Source organism: Pararobbsia alpina, from assembly GCF_965118125.1.
Taxonomy (GTDB): Bacteria; Pseudomonadota; Gammaproteobacteria; order Burkholderiales; family Burkholderiaceae; genus Pararobbsia; species Pararobbsia alpina_A.
Genome location: NZ_OZ221288.1, coordinates 575834 through 595155, shown reverse-complemented (window position 1 = coordinate 595155; position 19322 = coordinate 575834). Strand labels below are relative to the sequence as shown.

At 60.7% G+C, this 19322-nt stretch carries 15 protein-coding genes; 10 read left to right on the top strand and 5 right to left on the bottom strand.

The window, feature by feature from the left end; genetic code table 11:
- Positions 1–221 precede the first annotated feature (221 nt).
- Positions 222–1124, top strand: coding sequence for a YihY/virulence factor BrkB family protein (locus ACMFWR_RS21030; RefSeq protein ID WP_413196625.1), 903 nt, complete (start codon positions 222–224; stop codon positions 1122–1124).
- A 6-nt stretch (positions 1125–1130) separates the two neighbouring features.
- Here the strand turns inward: ACMFWR_RS21030 and ACMFWR_RS21025 are convergent, their stop codons facing one another.
- Both ACMFWR_RS21025 and ACMFWR_RS21020 read right to left on the bottom strand, forming a co-directional pair.
- On the bottom strand, positions 1131–2252 hold the full coding sequence (locus ACMFWR_RS21025; RefSeq protein WP_413197309.1) for a porin: 1122 nt from the start codon (positions 2250–2252) through the stop codon (positions 1131–1133).
- A 323-nt stretch (positions 2253–2575) separates the two neighbouring features.
- Positions 2576–3472 carry a LysR family transcriptional regulator gene (locus ACMFWR_RS21020; protein ID WP_413196624.1) on the bottom strand — a complete coding sequence of 299 codons (897 nt, stop codon included), beginning with the start codon at positions 3470–3472 and terminating at the stop codon, positions 2576–2578.
- A 220-nt stretch (positions 3473–3692) separates the two neighbouring features.
- Here ACMFWR_RS21020 and ACMFWR_RS21015 point away from each other — a divergent pair, with 220 nt between their 5' ends.
- From ACMFWR_RS21015 to ACMFWR_RS21005, 3 genes are all read left to right on the top strand, one after another.
- Positions 3693–4478: a dioxygenase gene (locus tag ACMFWR_RS21015; RefSeq protein WP_413196623.1), complete on the top strand. Its 786-nt coding sequence runs from the start codon at positions 3693–3695 to the stop codon at positions 4476–4478.
- Positions 4479–4609: 131 nt separating this feature from the next.
- A complete protein-coding gene (locus ACMFWR_RS21010; RefSeq protein WP_413196622.1) occupies positions 4610–5398 on the top strand; it encodes an SDR family NAD(P)-dependent oxidoreductase in 789 nt (262 codons plus the stop codon).
- Between the two features lie 235 nt (positions 5399–5633).
- A complete protein-coding gene (locus ACMFWR_RS21005; protein WP_413196621.1) occupies positions 5634–6662 on the top strand; it encodes a hypothetical protein in 1029 nt (342 codons plus the stop codon).
- A 988-nt stretch (positions 6663–7650) separates the two neighbouring features.
- Here ACMFWR_RS21005 and ACMFWR_RS21000 read toward each other — a convergent pair.
- Together ACMFWR_RS21000 and ACMFWR_RS20995 are read right to left on the bottom strand one after the other, a co-directional pair.
- Positions 7651–8646, bottom strand: a complete 996-nt coding sequence (locus ACMFWR_RS21000) for a chemotaxis protein (RefSeq protein ID WP_413196620.1) — start codon at positions 8644–8646, stop codon at positions 7651–7653.
- Positions 8647–8973: 327 nt separating this feature from the next.
- Positions 8974–9789 (bottom strand): mechanosensitive ion channel family protein, encoded by an 816-nt coding sequence (locus ACMFWR_RS20995; protein ID WP_413196619.1) that lies wholly within the window; start codon positions 9787–9789, stop codon positions 8974–8976.
- Between the two features lie 93 nt (positions 9790–9882).
- Here ACMFWR_RS20995 and ACMFWR_RS20990 point away from each other — a divergent pair, with 93 nt between their 5' ends.
- The 5 genes from ACMFWR_RS20990 to ACMFWR_RS20970 all read left to right on the top strand — a co-directional run bounded on the left by ACMFWR_RS20990 (position 9883) and on the right by ACMFWR_RS20970 (position 18006).
- Positions 9883–10350, top strand: a complete 468-nt coding sequence (locus tag ACMFWR_RS20990) for an Lrp/AsnC family transcriptional regulator (RefSeq protein ID WP_413197308.1) — start codon at positions 9883–9885, stop codon at positions 10348–10350.
- 175 nt (positions 10351–10525) lie between these two features.
- Complete coding sequence (locus ACMFWR_RS20985) at positions 10526–11644, top strand: saccharopine dehydrogenase C-terminal domain-containing protein (protein WP_413196618.1); 1119 nt, start codon at positions 10526–10528, stop codon at positions 11642–11644.
- 172 nt (positions 11645–11816) lie between these two features.
- Positions 11817–13346: an aldehyde dehydrogenase family protein gene (locus ACMFWR_RS20980; RefSeq protein WP_413196617.1), complete on the top strand. Its 1530-nt coding sequence runs from the start codon at positions 11817–11819 to the stop codon at positions 13344–13346.
- 205 nt (positions 13347–13551) lie between these two features.
- Entirely contained in the window at positions 13552–14286 is a 735-nt protein-coding gene (locus ACMFWR_RS20975; protein WP_413196616.1) for a GntR family transcriptional regulator, read from the top strand.
- A gap of 117 nt (positions 14287–14403) precedes the next feature.
- A complete protein-coding gene (locus ACMFWR_RS20970) occupies positions 14404–18006 on the top strand; it encodes a response regulator (RefSeq protein ID WP_413196615.1) in 3603 nt (1200 codons plus the stop codon).
- 4 nt (positions 18007–18010) lie between these two features.
- Here the strand turns inward: ACMFWR_RS20970 and grxC are convergent, their stop codons facing one another.
- Positions 18011–18265 carry a glutaredoxin 3 gene (gene grxC / locus ACMFWR_RS20965; protein ID WP_413196614.1) on the bottom strand — a complete coding sequence of 85 codons (255 nt, stop codon included), beginning with the start codon at positions 18263–18265 and terminating at the stop codon, positions 18011–18013.
- A 144-nt stretch (positions 18266–18409) separates the two neighbouring features.
- Here grxC and ACMFWR_RS20960 point away from each other — a divergent pair, with 144 nt between their 5' ends.
- Complete coding sequence (locus ACMFWR_RS20960) at positions 18410–19240, top strand: cupin domain-containing protein (protein ID WP_413196613.1); 831 nt, start codon at positions 18410–18412, stop codon at positions 19238–19240.
- The last annotated feature ends 82 nt before the right edge of the window (positions 19241–19322 follow it).

Genomic DNA, 19322 nt, shown 5'->3' with positions numbered 1-19322 from the left:
CAGTCCGCACAAAATTTGCACAAACCGAAAGCGGTTTTTAATGAAGGTGCGGTGACGTCGCCGTGCGTTTGCCTTCAAGGATTGATTCAGGACATTGAAAACCGGAATCGATAGGCGTGGATTTTGCAGCAGTCCGCTCGGACTTAAGGGATCTGCCGCGCCGCTTTGCGCGAGAGGCGTGGATAGGACGGACCGACAGAAGGAGCTGAGAGGGAAGATCGATGGGCATCCGCTTTGGCCGTTCGTTTCGCAGTGTCGCGGGACACCCTGTCGACTTTGTCGCGCACACGATCCGCGCGTTTCGAGCGAATCAGGGGCTGTTGCTCGCGGGCGCCGTGGCGTACTACGCGCTGCTGTCGATCGTGCCGTTGCTGATCCTCGTCGTCATCGCGCTCTCGCATATCGTCGAGCGGCAGATGCTGCTCGAGACGCTCGGTCGCTTGCTCGAGTGGCTCGTGCCGGGGCAGGCGGGGGCGCTGGTGCGTGAGTTGTCGAACTTCGTGACTCATCGCTCGCGGGTCGGCTGGCTGCTGTTCGTGACGATGGTGTTTTTCAGCTCGCTCGCGTTTACCGTGCTCGAGAACGCCATGTCGCTGATCTTCGTTCATCGCGTCGTGGATCGCGGCAGGCATCGGATCGTGTCGGCGATCCTGCCGTATTGCTACTGCCTGTCGCTCGGGCTGGGCGTGTTGATCGTCACGCTCGTATCGACGGGCCTCAACGCGGTCGGTGCCACCAGCATCGATGTGTTCGGATGGCGCTTGTCGTTGAGCGGCGTGTCGCGTGGCTTGCTGTATCTGTTCGGGCTTGCGGGGGAGATCTTCGTGCTGACGTCTGTCTATCTGGTGATACCGGTCGGACGTCCGACGATCAAGCATGCGTTGTTCGGTGCGATCACCGCCGCGTTACTGTGGGAAGTCACACGGCATGTGCTTGTCTGGTACTTCGCCACGTTATCGCAGGTCAGCGTCGTGTATGGCTCACTGACGACTGCGATCATCGTCTTGTTCAGTCTCGAAGCCTTGGCGACCTTGCTGTTGTTCGGCGCACAACTGATCGCTGAATACGAGCGGCTGATCGTCGATGCGCATCTGAAGGAGCCGAGTCCTTTCGAACTCGGCTGAGAGGCTTCAGAACGAATGCAGGATGCCGGCGAAACCGCCGCTCTGGCTATGCCCCGGGTACGGGTTCTGGCTGTTCTGGATCGATTGCGGACTCGTCGTATTGAAGGCCACGCTGTTGTCAGGCGGTTCGGCGAACAGCGAGAAGTTCGCAGTCGAACTGTTTTGCACCGTCGCCGCGGTCAGGAACAGGAACGTGCGCTTCGACAGGTTGTAGGTGCCCGTCATTTCATAGAGCGTTGCGTTACCGCCGCCCTTGTTCACGTTGATATGGAAGCCGCCGACGGTCAGCGCGGCGGCTTGCGTGAACTGATACGTCACGCCGAGCCATTCGTGATCGGCCGAGGTCGGACCGCCGTCCGTCACAGCGTTGGCGTTCAAGTGTTCGTAAGCCGCCTGAATCTTGAGCCTGCCGAAGGTCAGATTGGTAGCCGCCGTATATTCACGGCTAAACGCAAAGAGGTTCGAGAACTGACCGTTGCCGTCACGGATTTCGTCGTAGAGCGCGCGGATCTCGACGGGACCTTTCGTGAACGTAAGCTGCGCACCGGCGCCGCGGCCCGTCGTCGACAGTGCGGCAGGCGTGCCCGCGTTATTCGCACCGTTGAAGTTCGAACTGTTTGAAAACGCCCATTGCCCCTGGAAGTCGAAGCCGTAGAAGTTCGGCGACTGATACGTCGCGGTATTGCTGATCTGCGGCCAGTTGCGCCCGCGAACGAGCGAGGCCGACGAAAAGGCTTCCTGCACGAACGGGTCGAAGTCCCAGACGCCGTTCGAGATAAAGAGTGCGCGGCCCAACTGGAACGTACCGTATGCGGGATTCGACAGCCCGACTTGCGCATACCGGTTGAAGAGATCGCCGGGTGCGCCCATCTGACCGGTCATGATCTGAAAGCCTTCTTCAAGCTTGAAGATCACCGACGTGCCGCCGCCGATATCTTCCGTGCCCTTGAGGCCCCAGAGGCTCGTGCCCCAGTCGCCCGATTCGGCCTTCCAGCGAGAGCCGTTCTTGAGGCCGTTCACGTATTCGATGCCCCCGTCGATCCGGCCATACAGCACCACGCTGCTTTGTGCGTACGCTCCACACGTCGCCACGCTCAGTATTGAGGCTGCAACCCAGCGCTTGTGCATCATCCCCTCCGTCATTCGAATTCGTGTTGTTCAGAGGAGCCTGTTCGTGGCCGCACGTCGTGGCGCAGGCTCATCTGGTCTTAGTCAAGCACTCTAGCCGGGCTTAGGCAATGTTGCAGACCTACTTTGACCTCTTCGAAAGCGAGCACGCGAAGCGTTGTGCACTGCGAGCGGTGATGCATGGGGTACTACATCAGTGAGGCAGTGCGTCGTTGAGTCGGTAAGTCATTGAAGCCTTAGGTCTTTGAAGCGCTAAGTCTTCGAGGCGGTAAGTCTTTGAAGCGGTAAGTCACTCAGCCATGTGTTTCAGGCGTGAGTGCAGATCAGGCTGACGGCGGCAGCAAAGACCATGCCGGTCGCCGGAACGATTCGACGAGGAAGTCAATCAGACGCCTCACCTTGAGCGGCAACTGCTTGCGTGACGCATAGACTGCGTGAATCCCGATCTCGGGCGCGCGGTAATCCGGCAGTAAGGCAACGAGTTCGCCCCGACGAAGCGGCTCCGCGACAAGGAAGTCGGGCTGCAGGATGATGCCCTGATGATCGAGTGCAGCCGCGAGACACGTGTCGCCGTTGTTCGCATACATGCGTGATCGCGTGCGCACGCTGACCGGTCCTCTTGGCCCTTCAAAACTCCACTCGTCGCGTGAACTCCAGTAGCTGTACGAGATGATGTCGTGCCCGGCGAGATCGTCAGGCCGCTGCGGCACGCCGCGGCGCTCAAGATACGCAGGCGATGCACAGACCACGGTCTGCGTCGTCGCGAGCTTGCGATCGATCAGCGTCGGATGAGGGGAAGTGGATATACGGATCGCAACGTCGAACCCTTCCTCGACCAGATCGACCGTGCGGTCCGAGAGCGACACGTCGAGCGTGACCTTCGGATGGGCGTCGAGAAAAGCCCCCCATAGCGAAGCGAGATGCAGCACGCCGAACGTCACGGGCGCGCTCACGCGCAACATGCCACTGGCTTCAGCGCTCTGCGAGCTGAGTTGGGTTTCGGCTTGTTCGATCGACGAGAGGATGTCTTTACACTGCGGCAGAAAATTCTGCCCGTCGTCGGTCAGCGAGAGCTTGCGCGTCGTGCGGTTGAGCAAACGCACGCCGAGGCGTTGCTCGAGATCGTTGACGTGTCGCGACACGGCCGCCTTCGACGTATTGAGCGTGTCAGCCGCACCCACAAAGCTGCCCGCGTCGACAACAGCGGCAAAAGCCAGCATTTCTCTGAACTTGTCCATGAAGAAGAGGGCGGCGCAGTCACGCGGGAACAGTGGCGAAGCCCGTATTGTCGCGATTTCCGAGACAAAATGTCATGCCGGTGCGTATTTATTTCGGTTTCCGGCGTGGTTAGAGTCATGTCCTATCAGGCGGGAAATGCATGTGCGCAGGCCGCCGGCAGCTTAGTAACCTCTGGATTCCCTCGCGGAAATGGTGACGGTCATGACCAAAGCTCCCTTGCTGTTTATCTCGCATGGCTCGCCCATGCTCGCGCTGGTTGACAGCCCCGCGCATCGTTTTCTGCGCGAACTCGGCACGACGCTTCCGCGTCCGCGCGCGATCGTGATGGTGTCGGCGCATTGGCAATCGCTCAATGGTCCGAGCGTGAGCCTTGCCGAGGCACCCCCGACCATCTATGACTTTGGCGGGTTTCCGCCGGCACTGAGCCAGATCGTCTATCCGGCGCCCGGCGCGCCGGGTCTTGCCGCTGATGTGGCGGTGCAGATCGAGCACGCGGGCTTTCCGGTCCGGCGACACGATACGCGCGGGCTTGACCATGGCGCGTGGGTTCCGCTCTCGCTGATGTACCCCGACGCCGACATCCCGGTGTTCCAGGTGTCGCTGATTCATGGCGCGGGGCCGCAGGAACACGAGCGGCTGGGTCGGGCGCTTGCGAGCCTGCGCGATCAGGGCGTGATGATCATCGGTTCGGGCTCGCTCACGCACAACCTGTATGAGTTCTTTGGCCAGCCGATCGAGTCGCCGGCTCCGCAATGGGTCACCGAGTTTGCCGACTGGATGTTCGATCACCTGGGTCGCAATGAACGAGAAGCCGTACTCGGGTATCGTGAGCAGGCCCCGTTTGCGGCGCGCAACCATCCGACCGAAGAGCACCTGTTGCCGCTCTTCGTGGCAATGGGCGCCGCAGGCGAGCGCAGTCAGCCCGAGCGTATCCACCACAGCGTCGAATATGGCGTGCTTGCGATGGATGTGTACGCTTTTTCATGATTCCGATGGTTTCCATTAAGCCGCCGCAACGGTTGCCCGCATCACGACGCCAGACTTGAAGCTTCAGCCAGGGGCGAGTGAGGTCGGGCATCGGTTGACGGTGGCACATCCTACGAAGGAGAGATGACAGCATGGATTTGCATCTGCACGGCAAGCTCGCTCTGGTATCCGGCTCGAGCAAAGGCATCGGATTTGCGATCGCATCGGGACTCGCGCGTGAAGGCGCGCATGTGATCGTCAATGGCCGGACTCAGAAGTCGGTCGACGAAGCGCTCGCAAAGATTCGCGCAGCTCAGGCGAACGCGAACGTCGAGGGATTCGCAGGCGACTTGTCCGACCCCGCGCAGATCGACGCGCTTGTCGCCCGTTTTCCGGCGGTCGATGTGCTCGTCAATAACCTTGGTATCTTCGACCCGAAGCCTTTTGAAGACATTCCGGATTCGGAATGGGAGCGGTTCTTCAACGTCAATATCCTGTCGGGCGTACGACTCTCGCGTGCGTACCTGCCGAAGATGAAGCAGAAGAACTGGGGCCGCGTAGTGTTTATCAGCAGTGAAAGCGGCATTCAGATCCCGATTGAGATGATTCACTACGGCGTGACGAAGACGGCGCAGCTGGGCCTGTCGCGTGGTCTGGCCGAAACGTGCGCCGGTACCGGTGTGACCGTCAACGCCGTATTGCCGGGACCGACGGCATCGGACGGCGTCAACGAGTTCGTCGAAAAGCTTTCGGACGGCCAGTCGCTCAAGGACTTTGAGAAGTCCTTCTTCGAGACGGCGCGCCCGACTTCGCTGCTCAAGCGTTTTGCGTCACCTGAAGAAGTCGCCAATCTCGTTGTCTACGTGTGCTCGGAAGCGTCGTCGGCAACGAACGGCGCAGCGTTGCGCGTGGATGGTGGCGTGGTCCGCGCAGCGTTCTAGCGAGCACGTGTCTCTGCCCACGGCACAAGCTTCCGTGCCGCCGGCGGATTATTTGAACGGCTCGCCGATCGAATCGATCATTTAGGCGGTGGCGATCTTTCCGATGATTCGCATCCAGCGATATCGGTCGGAGGAGGCCACCTTGCCTGAGATTATGTCGAGCAATACGTCCGTGTCAGATGCTCGCCACCAGTTTTTGCGACTCCTGAGCAAAGGAAAGAATGAAAAAATGGGCGTGGAGCGACTTCGCGCCTGCCAGAGCGCACTCAAGCTCTACCTGCCTGGCGACACAGGGCGCGATGCGACGGCATGGCGCAAAGTCGCTGCGTCGCCCGGTTTGATGCGATCTGTGATGTCGATTGGTACACGCTGCGCGAAAGAGCCGCGCGACGCCGTCGACGACGTTCAATCGAGCTATATCAACTTCCTTGCTCATGCGCTCAAGAACGAGTGGCTTGTTCAGGAAGAAGTCCTGGACGTGCTGGTCGGCCTGCGCGGTCGCACGGCGAGGGACCGTGCGATAGGGGGCATCGTCAAGCCGATCAAGAGTTCAATGAAGTCGGCGATTCGATACGACGAAGCCCACGACGTGCTGTCAATTGAGAACAAACAAAAGCTGGTCGCTCTGATCGCGATCGCGACGGCGCCATCATCGAGCGCGCCCCAGAGCGACGATTCGGTGAAATGCGAGGGGCGGGACCCCGATAGTGGCCCATCCTCAGGGTTCGGGCCGATGTCGCCGGGGAGGGATTCAGCCGTACTGCACCGATACGCGTCACATCTCAAGTCTGAAACGAGGCGACCGCTGGAGACTGCCGAGGGCCGCTCGGCGAGTCAAAAAAAGCTCGGATTGCTGACGTCTGAAGGATACGGCGCCAATCGAAAGGACAGCCTGCTTGCGGCGTTGGCCAGAGCGCCTGCGGACTCTTCTCAAGGCGCGCTGTTTTCGATGTTCGAGTCTTTCGGGCTGGTGCCGGGCATCGAGCCCAAAACAAGTCCGTATGACTTGCGCGCAACGGGGCTGACGGGATGGGCGCGACTCAGCATGCGCGATAAAGCCCAATTGCGGGAGATGCGCACGTGGTGTGCGGAGCGTTCTGCGCACTACGCTGAAATGCGAGCCAGGCAGACAGCATGCGCCGCCGAGGCGGGTTGCATAACCCGTGCGCCGGTGGCCGAGGTGCGCGCGACGCCATTGGATGTCGGCTGTCACCGCGCGATCGAATTGATTCGGCGCTTACTGCGCTGGACGCCCGAAGCATAAAAAAACCGCCAGGGTGCATGGCGCGTCCCTGGCGGCTCTTCACTGCATGCTTTCACGGTCGTTCGGACACGAACCGCTTTCCAACGTTCAACGCCTGCAACCCACACCGGGCGCTACCACCGGTCACTGCATTTTCTGCCACTGCACTTCATGTCACTGCCGGGTGCGAAAGAGACTTAGCCCAAGCCTCATCGCATGCTGGAAAACACACCAGGCGAACCTCCCCCGAAGCTCGCCAAGGCATTTCGCAGCCCCGGCAATACACACTTGCTGCTACCGGTCTGACTCGCCCGCGCTTCCCCAAGGACGGGCGAATTCGTAACGACCGGGTGCTTCACCTGCCTACATCCCCCAAACATCTCTACAACGAACTACTGGAGCCTGACTCAATGCTTCTACGACGTAATGCCTGAAACGGTACAACGATTGCGTACGACCTTACTGCTGCGACAATATGCTTCTTAGGCACTGCGACTGCGTACTACGACTGCAAACTGCTCACCGTGCTGATTGGTACTGCGACTGCGTGCTGCCTACCGTGCTGCTTGGTACCGCGACTGCAAACTGCTCACCGTGTTGCTTGGTACTACGACTGCAAACTGCTCACCGTGTTGCTTGGTACTACGACTGCAAACTGCTCACCGTGCTGCTTGGTACTGCGACTGCAAACTGCTCACCGTGTTGCTTGGTACTACGACTGCAAACTGCTCACCGTGCTGCTTGGCACTACGACCGCAAACTGCTCAACGTGCTGCTTAGGTACTACAACTGCAGACTGCTCATCTCGCTACGTGGTACCGCGACTGCGAACTGCCCATCGTGCTGCTTGGGTACTGCAACTTCAGACTGCGAACTCCAAACTGCCACACCGTGCTGCTCAAGTACTTCGACTGCTTTGCGACCACTGCGTCCAACGAGTCCTGCCGCATCCCACTACTTACTGCTCACCACGTACAGCCACTGCGCCCATTTCCAACGGGTTCCTTCATCAGGCCGACAACGCCATCGCGTGCTGCGGGTCGTTGCGCGGGCCGCCGCGCAGCACACGGCGCAGCGTTTCCGCAAGTTCTTCCGCCACAAACTTGGCAACGTATGCGTCCGCACCCACACGCGAGACGTGCTGTTCGTTCGTCGAACCTGAGAGCGAGGAGTGGATCACGACCGGAATCGACCGGAACCGCACATCGCTCTTGATATTTCGGGTCAGCGTAAAGCCGTCCATTTCAGGCATCTCGAGGTCAGTCAGCACGAGCGCAACGCGGTCGTGTGCCGTCTGGCCCTTGCTCACTGCATCCTTGTGGATCGTCTCGAGACGCTCCCATGCTTCCTTGCCAGTCTTCGTCATCAGCACGGCGGCGCCGAGTGCGGCCAGGCCTTGTTCGATCAGCGTACGCGCTACCGCCGAGTCGTCCGCGGCAAGAATGACCGAGCCTTCCGGCAAGCGAAGCGTCGGCCCGATTGTCTCGGGGTTGACCTCGGATGCGTGCTGCGGCAACACGTCACGCAGAATCTGTTCGACGTCGAGCACCTGGACGAGACGACCACTTGAATCGCCATCAAGGCGCGCAATACTCGTGATGTCGCCACCCACGGCGCTCGCTTCGGCGGACAAAACCTGCTTCCAGTCCAGACGGGCGATATCGTCGACTTCTTCGACCGCGAAACCCTGCGTCGTGCGCTGGAATTCCGTGACCATCAGGATCCTGTGCCCATGACGCGGCTTGCAGCCCACGCGGGCAGCAAGGTCGATTACCGGAATGACCTGGCCACGGATATCGGCCACGCCAAGCACGTTCGGATCGGCTCCGACGACGGGCACCACATGCGGCATCTCGAGGATTTCGCGAACCTTGAACACGTTGATCCCATACAGCTCGCGCTGGTCCGTGCCCGGCGCTTCGCCCAGCCTGAACAGCAGCAACTCGAACTGGTTGTTGCGGATCAGGTTGGAACGCTCGTCAATTTCTTGTTGCGAATTACGCATGGCCGATCGAAAGGTATGAGGACACTATGTTTCACCGGCTGTGCCTGTGATCCCGCATCGGGCGCCAACTCGACTTCGTTTAGCGCCTGCATAACCTGATTAACGACCGGTCGTGGACAGACTTAATGGTGAATTAGGGTATGCGAGGGGATTTTTTTAATCGATTCGTCATGCAAATCATTGCGTTGACAACGGCCTGCAAAGCCACGCCAGACGCGCGTTTGACCGATTTGATGATGACGTCGCAAACGACATTCGTTGAACAAGCGGCGCTGTAGCCAATACAGACCGCTTGGCCAACGGGTCAATCCGCAGCAATTGTTTCGTTCAGGCCGGTTCGGCAACCTTACAGCCAGCTTCCTCAAGCGCTTCGGCGGCGCGCGAGTGCAGTGTTTCACCGATCAGCGGCGCATCGGGTTCGCGCATCCAGGCATCCACCCTGAGGCGGGCGCCGCCGTCGCTCGGATAGCTGTCTACCGTAACGGCCGGGGCGAGGGTCGTGCCACCGAGCACACGAGGTTCGTCAGCCACGATCTTCTTGAGCACGCCGATCGCCGTGTCGACATCCGTGCGGTGCGCGATATCGATCTCGACATTGACGTGCTTCGCGCCGCCGGTGCTGTAATTGATGACCGGATTGCTCCAGATCGTGCTGTTGGGTACGAATACGACGTTGCCGTCGGTGCGTTCGATACGCGTCGTGAACAAGCCGATTTCCCGGACAGAGCCTGCGGCAGCGCCGCTGCCTTCGATCACGTCGCCCACGCGAAACGGGCGCAGCATCAATAACATGAGTCCGGCGGCAATGTTTTGAAGCGTGCCCTGCAGGGCCAGGCCGATTGCCAGACCTGCAGCGCCAAGCACCGCGAGCACGCTCGCCGTGGCCACACCGATCTCCCCGAGGGCAGCGATAAAGGCCAGGATTCGAACCGCCCAGCTGCCGAGGGAGGCAATCAAGGGGGCAAGCGTCGGATCGGCGTGCGTGCGCGCGAGCCCGCGTTCGAGCATGGATCCGACCCGATTGGAAAACCACCAGCCGACGGCGATAATCAGTGCCGCAAGGACCAGGTGCACGGCGCCGTTCGTGATCGTGACGATCAGGGCGGGTTGTAAATGAAACAGGCGTGCGAGGGTGTCGTTCATGCGCGGGCTCCTTTGTTTTTAGCGAATGCCGATACCAACCCCTCGTCAGCAATTTCCGTACTCGGCGTATCCCCAGACCCAAGGAGGTCTCAAATCAACAAGCGCACTGCGGTCCAGAATCTCGACGATATCGATCTCAAGATCATCACGTTGCTGCAGGACGATGCGCGCACGAGCACGGCGCGGCTTGCGAAGGAAATCGGCGTGGCGAGAACCACCGTCATGGCGCGCATTGCACGGCTCGAACGCGACGGCATCATTGCGGGCTACAGCCTTCGTCTCGGTCGCGATGTGATCGATGGGTTTGTGCAGGCGTTTGTGAGCATCACCGTCGAAGCGCGTAGCGGACCCGATGTCATCCGCAAGCTCTCGAAGATCGTCGAAATCCAGATGCTGTGCTCGGTCAGTGGCGAGTTCGACTACATGCTCTTGCTGCAAGCGCCGTCGCCGGCCCGCCTCGACAAGCTGCTCGATGAAATCGGATCGATCGACGGCGTCGCGCGGACGCGGACGTCGATTGTGCTGTCGCGCAAGATCGAACGCGGCTCGCAGTTGTTTTGACGTCTCAGTGCACGGGCTGGTGCGCTGCGGCAGCGCAAAGCGGTCAATTCGACGAAATACGCGTCAACTTGTCGTGTTCGCGCACGCATGTCGCGATGTTTTGTCCATTTTGACTGACACCGTGCCCTTATAAAATTTCCGTAAATAACGTTTACATCGTGACACGGAGATCGCCATGAAAGTCATCCTTCTCGGCGCAGGGCATATCGGCTGGGCCATTGCACACTGGCTTCACGACAGCGGTGATTACGAGGTCACCGTCGCTGATCGCGACGTAAATGCACTCGAGAAAGTTGCAGATCTCGGTGTCAGGACGGAGTTCGTGGATTCGTCGGACATGCTTGGCTTGACCCGGCTGCTCTCACGCTTCGAAGTGGTCGTCAACGCCTTGCCGTATCAAATGGCGATTACGGTGGCGAGCGCAGCAAAGGCGGCGGGTACACATTACTTCGACCTGACCGAAGACGTGCACGCGACCCAGACGATCCGCGCACTCGCCGAAGGCGCGGACACCGTGTTCATGCCTCAGTGCGGCCTTGCGCCGGGCTTTATCGGCATCGCGGCACACGAACTCGCCAAGCGTTTTACACGGTTGCGCGACGTCAAGATGCGTGTGGGGGCGCTGCCCGAGTTTCCGACCAACGAACTCAAATACAACCTGACGTGGAGCGTCGACGGACTTGTCAACGAGTATTGCCATCCGTGCGAGGCGATCCGCGACGGGCAGCTCGAACGGGTTCAGCCGCTCGAAGGCCTCGAGCACTTTTCACTCGACGGTGTTGAATACGAGGCGTTCAATACGTCGGGCGGCCTTGGCACGCTTTGCGAAACGTTGGCCGGCAAGGTCGACGCGCTCGACTACAAGTCCGTGCGTTATCCGGGGCACCGCAAGCTCATGAAGTTTCTGCTCCAAGACTTGCGCCTCAAAGACGATCAGGACAAGCTCAAGGACCTGATGCGCGCGGCGGTGCCGTCGACCATGCAGGACGTCGTATTGATCTTTATCACGGTGAGCGGCGAGCGCGACGGGCGTTTTATCCAGGAGGCGTTCAGCCGCAAGATCTTTGCGCAGCAGACGGCGCGGGGGCTGATGAGTGCGATTCAGATCACGACAGCATCGGGTATCTGCACCGCCGTCGATCTGTTCCGGGAAGGCCGGCTTCCCCGCTCAGGATTCGTCGGGCAGGAAGCCATCGGCCTCGAGGCGTTTCTGACGAATCGCTTTGGTAGCGCCTATAACGCACGGGTACGTGGCGATGCTGTTTCCGCACGTGACGTACCGCTGGCTGCCTGACTAGACGGCTTTTTGAGCGCGCGCTGGAGCGGCTGCTTGAGCAGTCTCTTGCATGGGCATTGAGCATCCTCTCGCGCGGTCTCTTGATCGGCACTTCGAGCGGCCTCTTGAGCGGCCGCTTGAACGACCTCTTGAATCGTCTCTGCTCGATTCGACAACGGAAACCCCGACTATGAATACGTCTCTTGATGCAATCGAAGCAGCGGCCCACGCTGGCTCGCCCCGTGCCCTCGGCTTCGATCTGGAAGCCAACGTCGGCGGTGGTCTTCGGTCGGTGTCTCCGATCGATGGGCAGGTGCTCGGCCATGTCGAGCGTTACATTGCCGCTGACGCTGATCAGATTGCGTCAAACGCGGTAACGGCCTTCGAAGCCTGGCGACGCGTGCCCGCGCCACAGCGTGGCGAGCTGATCAGGCTGTTCGGCAACGAGCTTCGAGGGGCCAAGGAGCGGCTTGGTCGCCTGGTGTCGCTCGAGGCGGGCAAGATCGTGCAGGAGGGGCTTGGCGAAGTGCAGGAGATGATCGACATCTGCGATTTCGCCGTGGGTTTGTCGCGCCAGCTTTACGGGCTCACTATCGCGTCGGAACGGCCGGATCACAAGATGCTCGAAACCTGGCACCCGATGGGGCCATGCCTTGTTATCACGGCGTTCAACTTTCCGGTCGCCGTGTGGGCATGGAACAGTGCGCTGGCTCTGGTTTGCGGCGATAGCGTCGTGTGGAAGCCATCCGAGAAGACGCCGCTGACCGCTTTGGCGGTCAAGCAGCTCTTCGATCGCGCATGCCGGGCGTTCGGTGCAACCCCGCAACACCTGGTGCAAGTCGCGAACGGAGAGCGCGATCTTGGCGAGGCACTGGTTGCCGACCCGCGTTTTCCGTTGGTCAGCGCGACAGGCAGCACGCGCATGGGGCGCCAGGTGGCCGCCGCGGTGGCGCCGCGTTTTGCGCGAACAATCCTTGAACTTGGCGGCAACAACGCGACGATCGTGGGAGCCACCGCGGATCTCGAACTTGCCCGCCGGGCAATCGTGTTCGCGGCGGTGGGAACCGCAGGGCAGCGTTGTACGTCGTTGCGGCGGCTCATCGTCCATCAGAGCGTGCACGACCGGCTCGTGGCCAGTCTCAAAGCCGCATTCGGCCAGGTGCGCGTCGGTAATCCGCTTGAATCGGGGACGCTCGTCGGTCCGCTGATCGATCGTGCCGCCTACGAGCGGATGCAGTCGGCGCTCGATCAGGCGCGTCAGCAGGGCGGACACGTCACGGGTGGGCAACGCGTCGAGACCGGTCTCGGCGAGCATGCGTTCTATGTGACGCCGGCCCTTGTCGAGATGCCGGCGCAGACGCCGATCGTCAAGGAAGAGACCTTCGCGCCGATCCTCTACGTCATCAAGTTCGACACGCTCGACGAGGCCATCGCGCTGAACAACGCCGTGCCGTACGGTTTATCGTCGAGCATTCTGACGAACGATTTGCGCGAAGCGGAACGCTTTATGTCGGCTGCCGGCAGCGACTGCGGCATCGCGAACGTCAATATGGGGCCCAGCGGCGCGGAGATCGGCGGCGCGTTTGGCGGAGAAAAGGACACAGGCGGTGGGCGCGAATCCGGCACCGATGCGTGGAAAGCCTATATGCGGCGCATGACCAGTGCCGTGAACTACGGCACAACGTTGCCGCTCGCACAGGGCATTCAGTTCGACGTTTGAAGGCGGCGAAAGCGGACGGGATACCGAGCTGGCGCTCATCGCTCCTTGGGCGGTAACCGCAGCGGGTGCGCACCGCCTCGCTGGCGGCCGGGTTGCAACGGGATCACGAGCGTGCAAGGCGAGGGCGCGCGAATATAATGCGGCAAAGCGTGGCGGCGGGAAGGTCCCGCGCTCTGCCGCATATTCCTGTTTGCGACCCGAATTCATGAAAGCCGACCGCAACGACCCGCAGGTGTTTGTCTCGCGCGTGCTGGGCTCCGATCCGGTGCTCGATCGCTCCAAGCCATTGCCGGCGCAGATTTATCACGTGCTGCGCAATGCGATCGTCACGATGCAGCTCAATCCGATGGACGTGATCTTCGAGCGCGCGCTTGCGGAGACGTTGGGCATTTCACGCACGCCGGTGCGCGAAGCCCTGTTGCAACTCGCCCGCGAAGATCTGGTGCTGATCGCAGCACAATCCGGCACCTATGTGGCACCTGTACGTCGTGAGCAGTTCGTCGAGAGCGCATTGATCCGACGCGTGCTTGAGACCGCGAGCATCCGCTATGCAGCGCAGGTGATCACCGATCGCGAGATCGAGCAATTGCGGACCATCCATGATGCGCATAAACGCGCGCTCGCCCGCAACGACGCCGTGGCCGCGATTGCCTACGACAACGCGTTTCACGAAACCGTGAGCCGTGCGGCCAAACTCCCGAAAGTGTCGCAGCTTGTCGCGCTCGCCCGCGCCCCGATCGATCGCGTGCGTCATATCACCGTGCGCGATCCCGTGGTCGGGCAGGAAACTTTGGCCCAGCATGAACGCGTACTAGATGCACTCATCCAGCGCGACCCCGACGCCGCCGAGCGCGCACTCCAGGCCCACCTCGACGAGGCCTTCGAACGCCAGCAACGCGAATTCGACGCACGCGCGGCCTTGTTCAGCGGCGACGAGTGAAACGCATACGGAGATGCCGAAGCGCGCGCGTCGCGCTCCGGCATCTCAACATCTACTGAAAAGCTCGGCATTTCGGATACACTTCCCGCCTACCTTCGCGAATGAATCCGGATACCCATGCCTGCGCAGACAGCCACCGATCAACGCGGTTTTCGTCGCATCCTTGTTCGTAATATCGCGCTGCCGCTGATCGTCGGCGTTGTCACGGTCGGCGTGTTCGTTGCGCTGATTCTGTATCTGCTGTCGGCACTCAATTGGGTCGATCACTCGGAGCAGGTCATCGGTGATGCGAATGAGCTTCAGAAGCTCGCCGTCGACCAGGAGACGGGGGTTCGCGGCTTTTTAATCACCGGTAATCAATCGTTTCTCGTGCCCTACGAGATCGCCAAGCCCAAGTTTGACGCCCAGATTCTCGAACTCACGAAGCTCGTCGAAGACAATCCGCAACAGATCGAACGGCTTCATCGAATCGAAGCGCTTCAAGCCAAATGGTCTTCCGTTGCGACGGACTTCATCGATCTGCGCCGGAAAAATCTTCCGTATCAGGACGCTGTTAATTCAGGAACCGGAAAAATTGAGCTCGACGAAATTCGTCGTGAGTTCGCTGCGTTCCTCGAAGTCGAGCAGGCCCTGCGATTCAATCGCGTCAATGCGGCCCGCGATATCACGACGTTCACCGTCATCGGATTTCTCTCCATTAGTCTCGCGCTTAGCGTGCTGCTCGCTTATTTCGGGCGGCGCGATCTGACTGCGCTGTCCGTCACGTTCGGTTCTGCACTCGCCAAGCACGAAGATCACGCTGCACACCTTCAACGTCAGGCGTGGCTGCGCACCGGTCAGATGCAGCTCACCGAGACGGCGGTCGGACAACATGGCCTGCCTGCGTTGAGCGCGGCCTTGCTCGATTTTCTTGCGAAATATGTGTCGGCGACCGTCGGGGCGATCTACGTTCGTGGAGACGACGCGGTGCTGCGCCGGATCGCCGCATTCGGGCTCGCGCGCGATCAATCCTCCGCGGAGCAGGCTTTCGAGCCCGGCGAGACGCTCGTTGGACAGGCGCTGCGTTCGCGCCGGCCCATCCATATCAAGGATCCGAGCGGTACCTACCTGAACGTCTCGTCCGGCCTAGGACGCGGCAAGCCGGTCAGCGTTGCCGTCGTGCCGACGATTAACGACGGCATCGTCAATGGCGTCGTCGAACTCGCGTTTATGCGCGATGCCGATGCGCGCGATATCGAATTTCTGGAACTCGTGGCCGACAACGTCGGTGCGTTTATCGACGCAGCGCTCTATCGCCAGCGTCTTCAACAAGCGCTCGAAGAGACGCAACAACTCAACGAGGAGCTTCAGGTCCAGCAAGAAGAACTGCGTGTGGCCAACGAGGAGCTCGAGCAGCAATCGCAGGTGCTCGAAGAATCGCAAGCGGGGCTCGAAGCGCAGCGTGCTGAACTCGAGCAGACAAACCAGCAACTCTCGACGCAAGCCGCCGTACTCGATCAGAAGAACGACGCGCTGACCGCCGCGCATCTCGAACTTGAGACGCGCGCAGACGAGCTCGCACGTGCAAGCCGCTACAAGTCCGAGTTTCTCGCGAACATGTCGCATGAGCTGCGCACACCGCTCAACAGCTCGCTGATCCTTGCCCGTTTGCTTGCCGAGAATCCCCACGGGAATCTGACGGACGAGCAGGTCAAGTTCGCGCAGACGATTCATTCTGCCGGCAACGATCTGCTGAACCTGATCAACGACATCCTCGATATCTCCAAGGTCGAGGCAGGCAAGCTCGAAGTGCAGGCCGAAGACCTGTCTCTGGCAAGGCTCGCAGAATCGCTTTCGCAAATGTTCGAGCCGTCCGCCTTGCAGAAGGGGCTCGCGCTCAGCGTGGAGCTGGATGCGGACGCGCCGTCGTCGATCTTCACCGACCGTCAGCGCGCGGAACAGATCATCAAGAATCTGCTGTCGAACGCCATCAAGTTCACCGATAGCGGCTTCGTCAAGCTCACCGTGCGGCGTGGCGCGGGCGATAGCGTGCTGTTTGCGGTGGCGGATTCCGGCATCGGCGTTGCGCCCGAGCATCAGCGGTCAATCTTTGAAGCGTTCCGTCAGGGCGATGGCACGACAAGCCGCCGTTACGGTGGCACGGGCCTGGGCTTGTCGATCTCGCGCGAGTTGGCGGGCCTGTTGGGCGGATCGATCGATGTGATGAGCGAGCCTGGCAAGGGGAGCGTGTTCACGCTCGCATTGCCGCTCCGTTGGACGCACGCCGGCGAACAGTCGTTGCCACCTGTCACCGTGGGCCAACCTGCAAACGTGCCGGGTGGCGCAGTCAGCGGATCGGTGACGGTGACTGCACCGACCGGCGCAAGCTCAGCCGGCATCGCGACATCTGCGGCGCACGGCGCATCGGCGGGTTCAATGGCATCCGTTGCTCAGGTCGGCGCGTCCAACGAGCCCGGTCGCTTGTCTCAGTACGCGGATGATTTGCCCATCGGGGAGCCTGCCTTCGAAGATGACCGTAACGACGTCTCTGCTTCGTTGCGTACGGTCCTCGTGGTCGAAGACGACGTCGATTTTGCGCGAATCCTCTTCGATCTCGCGCACGAAATGCAGTTCCGGTGTCTTGTCGCGCACACCGCGGCCGATGGCTATCGCCTCGCGATGAAGCATCGTCCCGATGCGATCCTGCTCGATATCTATCTGCCGGATCGCTCGGGTCTGACAGTGCTCGAGGAACTCAAGGACACGCCGCAGACGCGTCATATCCCCGTTCACGTCGTATCAGCCGTCGAGCGATCGAATGCAGCGTTGCAGCTGGGTGCGATCGGTCACGCCCCGAAACCGACGACGCGTGAGCAGTTGCGTGACATCTTCCTGAAGCTCGAAGAGCGATTCACGCGCAAGGTCAAGCGCGTGCTGCTCGTGGAAGACGATGCGCGGCAACGCGAGAGCGTCGTCAAACTCATCGGAGACGATGACATTGAAATCACGGCGGTCGAAACGGGTGAAGAGGCGCTGGATCTGATCGGCAAGACGCTGTTCGACTGCATGATCGTCGATCTCAAGCTGCCCGACATGCAAGGCGGTGAACTCCTGCAGCGACTGTCGGAGCAGGGGCTTTACGCCTTTCCGCCGGTGATCATCTACACAGGGCGCTCGCTGACTCGGGACGAAGAAGCGAAACTCATGAAGTATTCGCGCTCAATCATCATCAAGGATGCACGTTCGCCGGAGCGGCTTCTCGACGAAGTCACGCTGTTCCTGCACAAGGTCGAATCGGAGCTGTCGCAGGACCGTCAGGTGATGTTGCGTGCGGTGCGCAGCCGCGATCGGGTTTTCGAAGGGCGCCGCGTACTGCTCGTCGACGACGATATCCGCAATGTATTTGCACTGAGCAGCGCGCTTGAACAGAAGGGCGCCATTGTCGAAGTCGGACGCAACGGGTTTGAAGCGATCGAGAAGCTCGACCGTACGCCGGAGATCGATCTTGTCCTGATGGATGTGATGATGCCGGGTCTCGACGGACTCGAAGCGACGCGACGCATCCGCGCCGATGCGCGCTTTGCGAAGCTCCCGATCATCGCGATCACCGCCAAGGCGATGAAGGACGACCAGGAGCAGTGCCTCAAAGCGGGCGCAAGCGACTATCTGGCGAAGCCGGTCAACCTCGACCGGCTGTTCTCGCTCCTGCGCGTCTGGATGCCGGCGCTTGGACGGAGCTGAGCGCTCAGCTCACCAGCAACGACTCAAAGCCGCCCTGGCGTTCGAGTTCATACAAATCGTCGCAACCGCCGACGTGGGTTTCGCCAACGAAGATCTGCGGCACGCTCCGGCGGCCGCTGCGCGACATCATTTCCGCCCGGCGCTCCATATTCGACTCCACATTGATTTCGTTGTAATCCACGCCTTTTTCATCGAGCAGCGCCTTGGCGGCACGGCAATACGGGCAAGTCGGCGTCGTGTAGATCGTTACGGGCTTCATGATTCCTGCTCCTGTCGGGTGGGTTTTCGCCACGCATTTGCGTTGGCCACGTAACAAGAATAGGTGGGCGGGCTGCACGATCGGACGCTATTCGTACACAATATGCGACCGATCGTCTAATTCAGGCGCTCATCAGGGGCCATCATGGACCGTCTTTCTGCTTTGCTCACCCATTTCAGCGTCCGCGCCGGCGTGTTTTTCAGCGGGTCGTTCTGCGGCATTTCGGCGATGGACGGTTCCCCGCGAGGCCATATCCATCTCGTGCGCAGCGGCCGCATCAAGTTCGTGCTGGCCGATGGCGCGGAAGCCGACATCAGCGAACCGACGCTGGTCTTTATCCCGCGGCCTTATCACCATCGTTTGCAGGCAGAAGCCGACGATCAGGCGGACATTGTCTGCGCGACACTCGCGTTTGATGGCGGTGCGGGCAATCCGCTCGCGCATGCGCTACCCGACTACATGCTGATCCCGCTGGCTTCGGCGCCGTCGCTGACACGTGTGCTCGAATGGCTGTCCGCCGAGGCCGTTGGCGAGGAATGTGGACGCGTCGCAGCGATGGACCGTTTATTCGAATTGCTGGTCATCGAAGTGCTCAGGGAGTTGCTCGCGCATAAGCGTCTTGCGACGGGCGTGATTGCGGGGCTGGCCGATTCGCGTCTAGGGCCCGCGCTCACGTTGATGCACGACAATCCGGTCCGCGCGTGGGAAGTGGCTGAACTGGCCGAACACGTGCACATGTCGCGCGCGAGTTTCGCGGCGCGGTTTCGCGAGGTGGTGGGGCAGACACCCGCCGATTACCTGGTGAGCTGGCGAGTCAGTCTTGCGCAGAAGGCATTGCGCAAAGGCAGGCCGATTGCGCTCGTCGCACAGGACGTTGGATACGAAAGCCCGTCGGCGCTCGCGCGTGCGTTTCGCCGCAAGGCCGGCACAAGTCCGCGTGACTGGGTACGCAGTCAAGGGCTTGATGTCGACTGAGCACTACGGGAAAGGCTGCTCTGGCTCAAGGCCCGAATCCCGGCTTGTTGCACGGGTTCGTCCGATCAATGTGTGGAATCAA

Coding starts and splice junctions, on each gene's coding strand:
- ACMFWR_RS21030 (WP_413196625.1), top strand. CDS start 222: ATGGGCATCCGCTTTGGCCGTTCGTTTCGCAGTGTCGCGGGACACCCT.
- ACMFWR_RS21025 (WP_413197309.1), bottom strand. CDS start 2,252: ATGCACAAGCGCTGGGTTGCAGCCTCAATACTGAGCGTGGCGACGTGT.
- ACMFWR_RS21020 (WP_413196624.1), bottom strand. CDS start 3,472: ATGCTGGCTTTTGCCGCTGTTGTCGACGCGGGCAGCTTTGTGGGTGCG.
- ACMFWR_RS21015 (WP_413196623.1), top strand. CDS start 3,693: ATGACCAAAGCTCCCTTGCTGTTTATCTCGCATGGCTCGCCCATGCTC.
- ACMFWR_RS21010 (WP_413196622.1), top strand. CDS start 4,610: ATGGATTTGCATCTGCACGGCAAGCTCGCTCTGGTATCCGGCTCGAGC.
- ACMFWR_RS21000 (WP_413196620.1), bottom strand. CDS start 8,646: ATGCGTAATTCGCAACAAGAAATTGACGAGCGTTCCAACCTGATCCGC.
- ACMFWR_RS20995 (WP_413196619.1), bottom strand. CDS start 9,789: ATGAACGACACCCTCGCACGCCTGTTTCATTTACAACCCGCCCTGATC.
- ACMFWR_RS20985 (WP_413196618.1), top strand. CDS start 10,526: ATGAAAGTCATCCTTCTCGGCGCAGGGCATATCGGCTGGGCCATTGCA.
- ACMFWR_RS20980 (WP_413196617.1), top strand. CDS start 11,817: ATGAATACGTCTCTTGATGCAATCGAAGCAGCGGCCCACGCTGGCTCG.
- ACMFWR_RS20975 (WP_413196616.1), top strand. CDS start 13,552: ATGAAAGCCGACCGCAACGACCCGCAGGTGTTTGTCTCGCGCGTGCTG.
- ACMFWR_RS20970 (WP_413196615.1), top strand. CDS start 14,404: ATGCCTGCGCAGACAGCCACCGATCAACGCGGTTTTCGTCGCATCCTT.
- grxC (WP_413196614.1), bottom strand. CDS start 18,265: ATGAAGCCCGTAACGATCTACACGACGCCGACTTGCCCGTATTGCCGT.
- ACMFWR_RS20960 (WP_413196613.1), top strand. CDS start 18,410: ATGGACCGTCTTTCTGCTTTGCTCACCCATTTCAGCGTCCGCGCCGGC.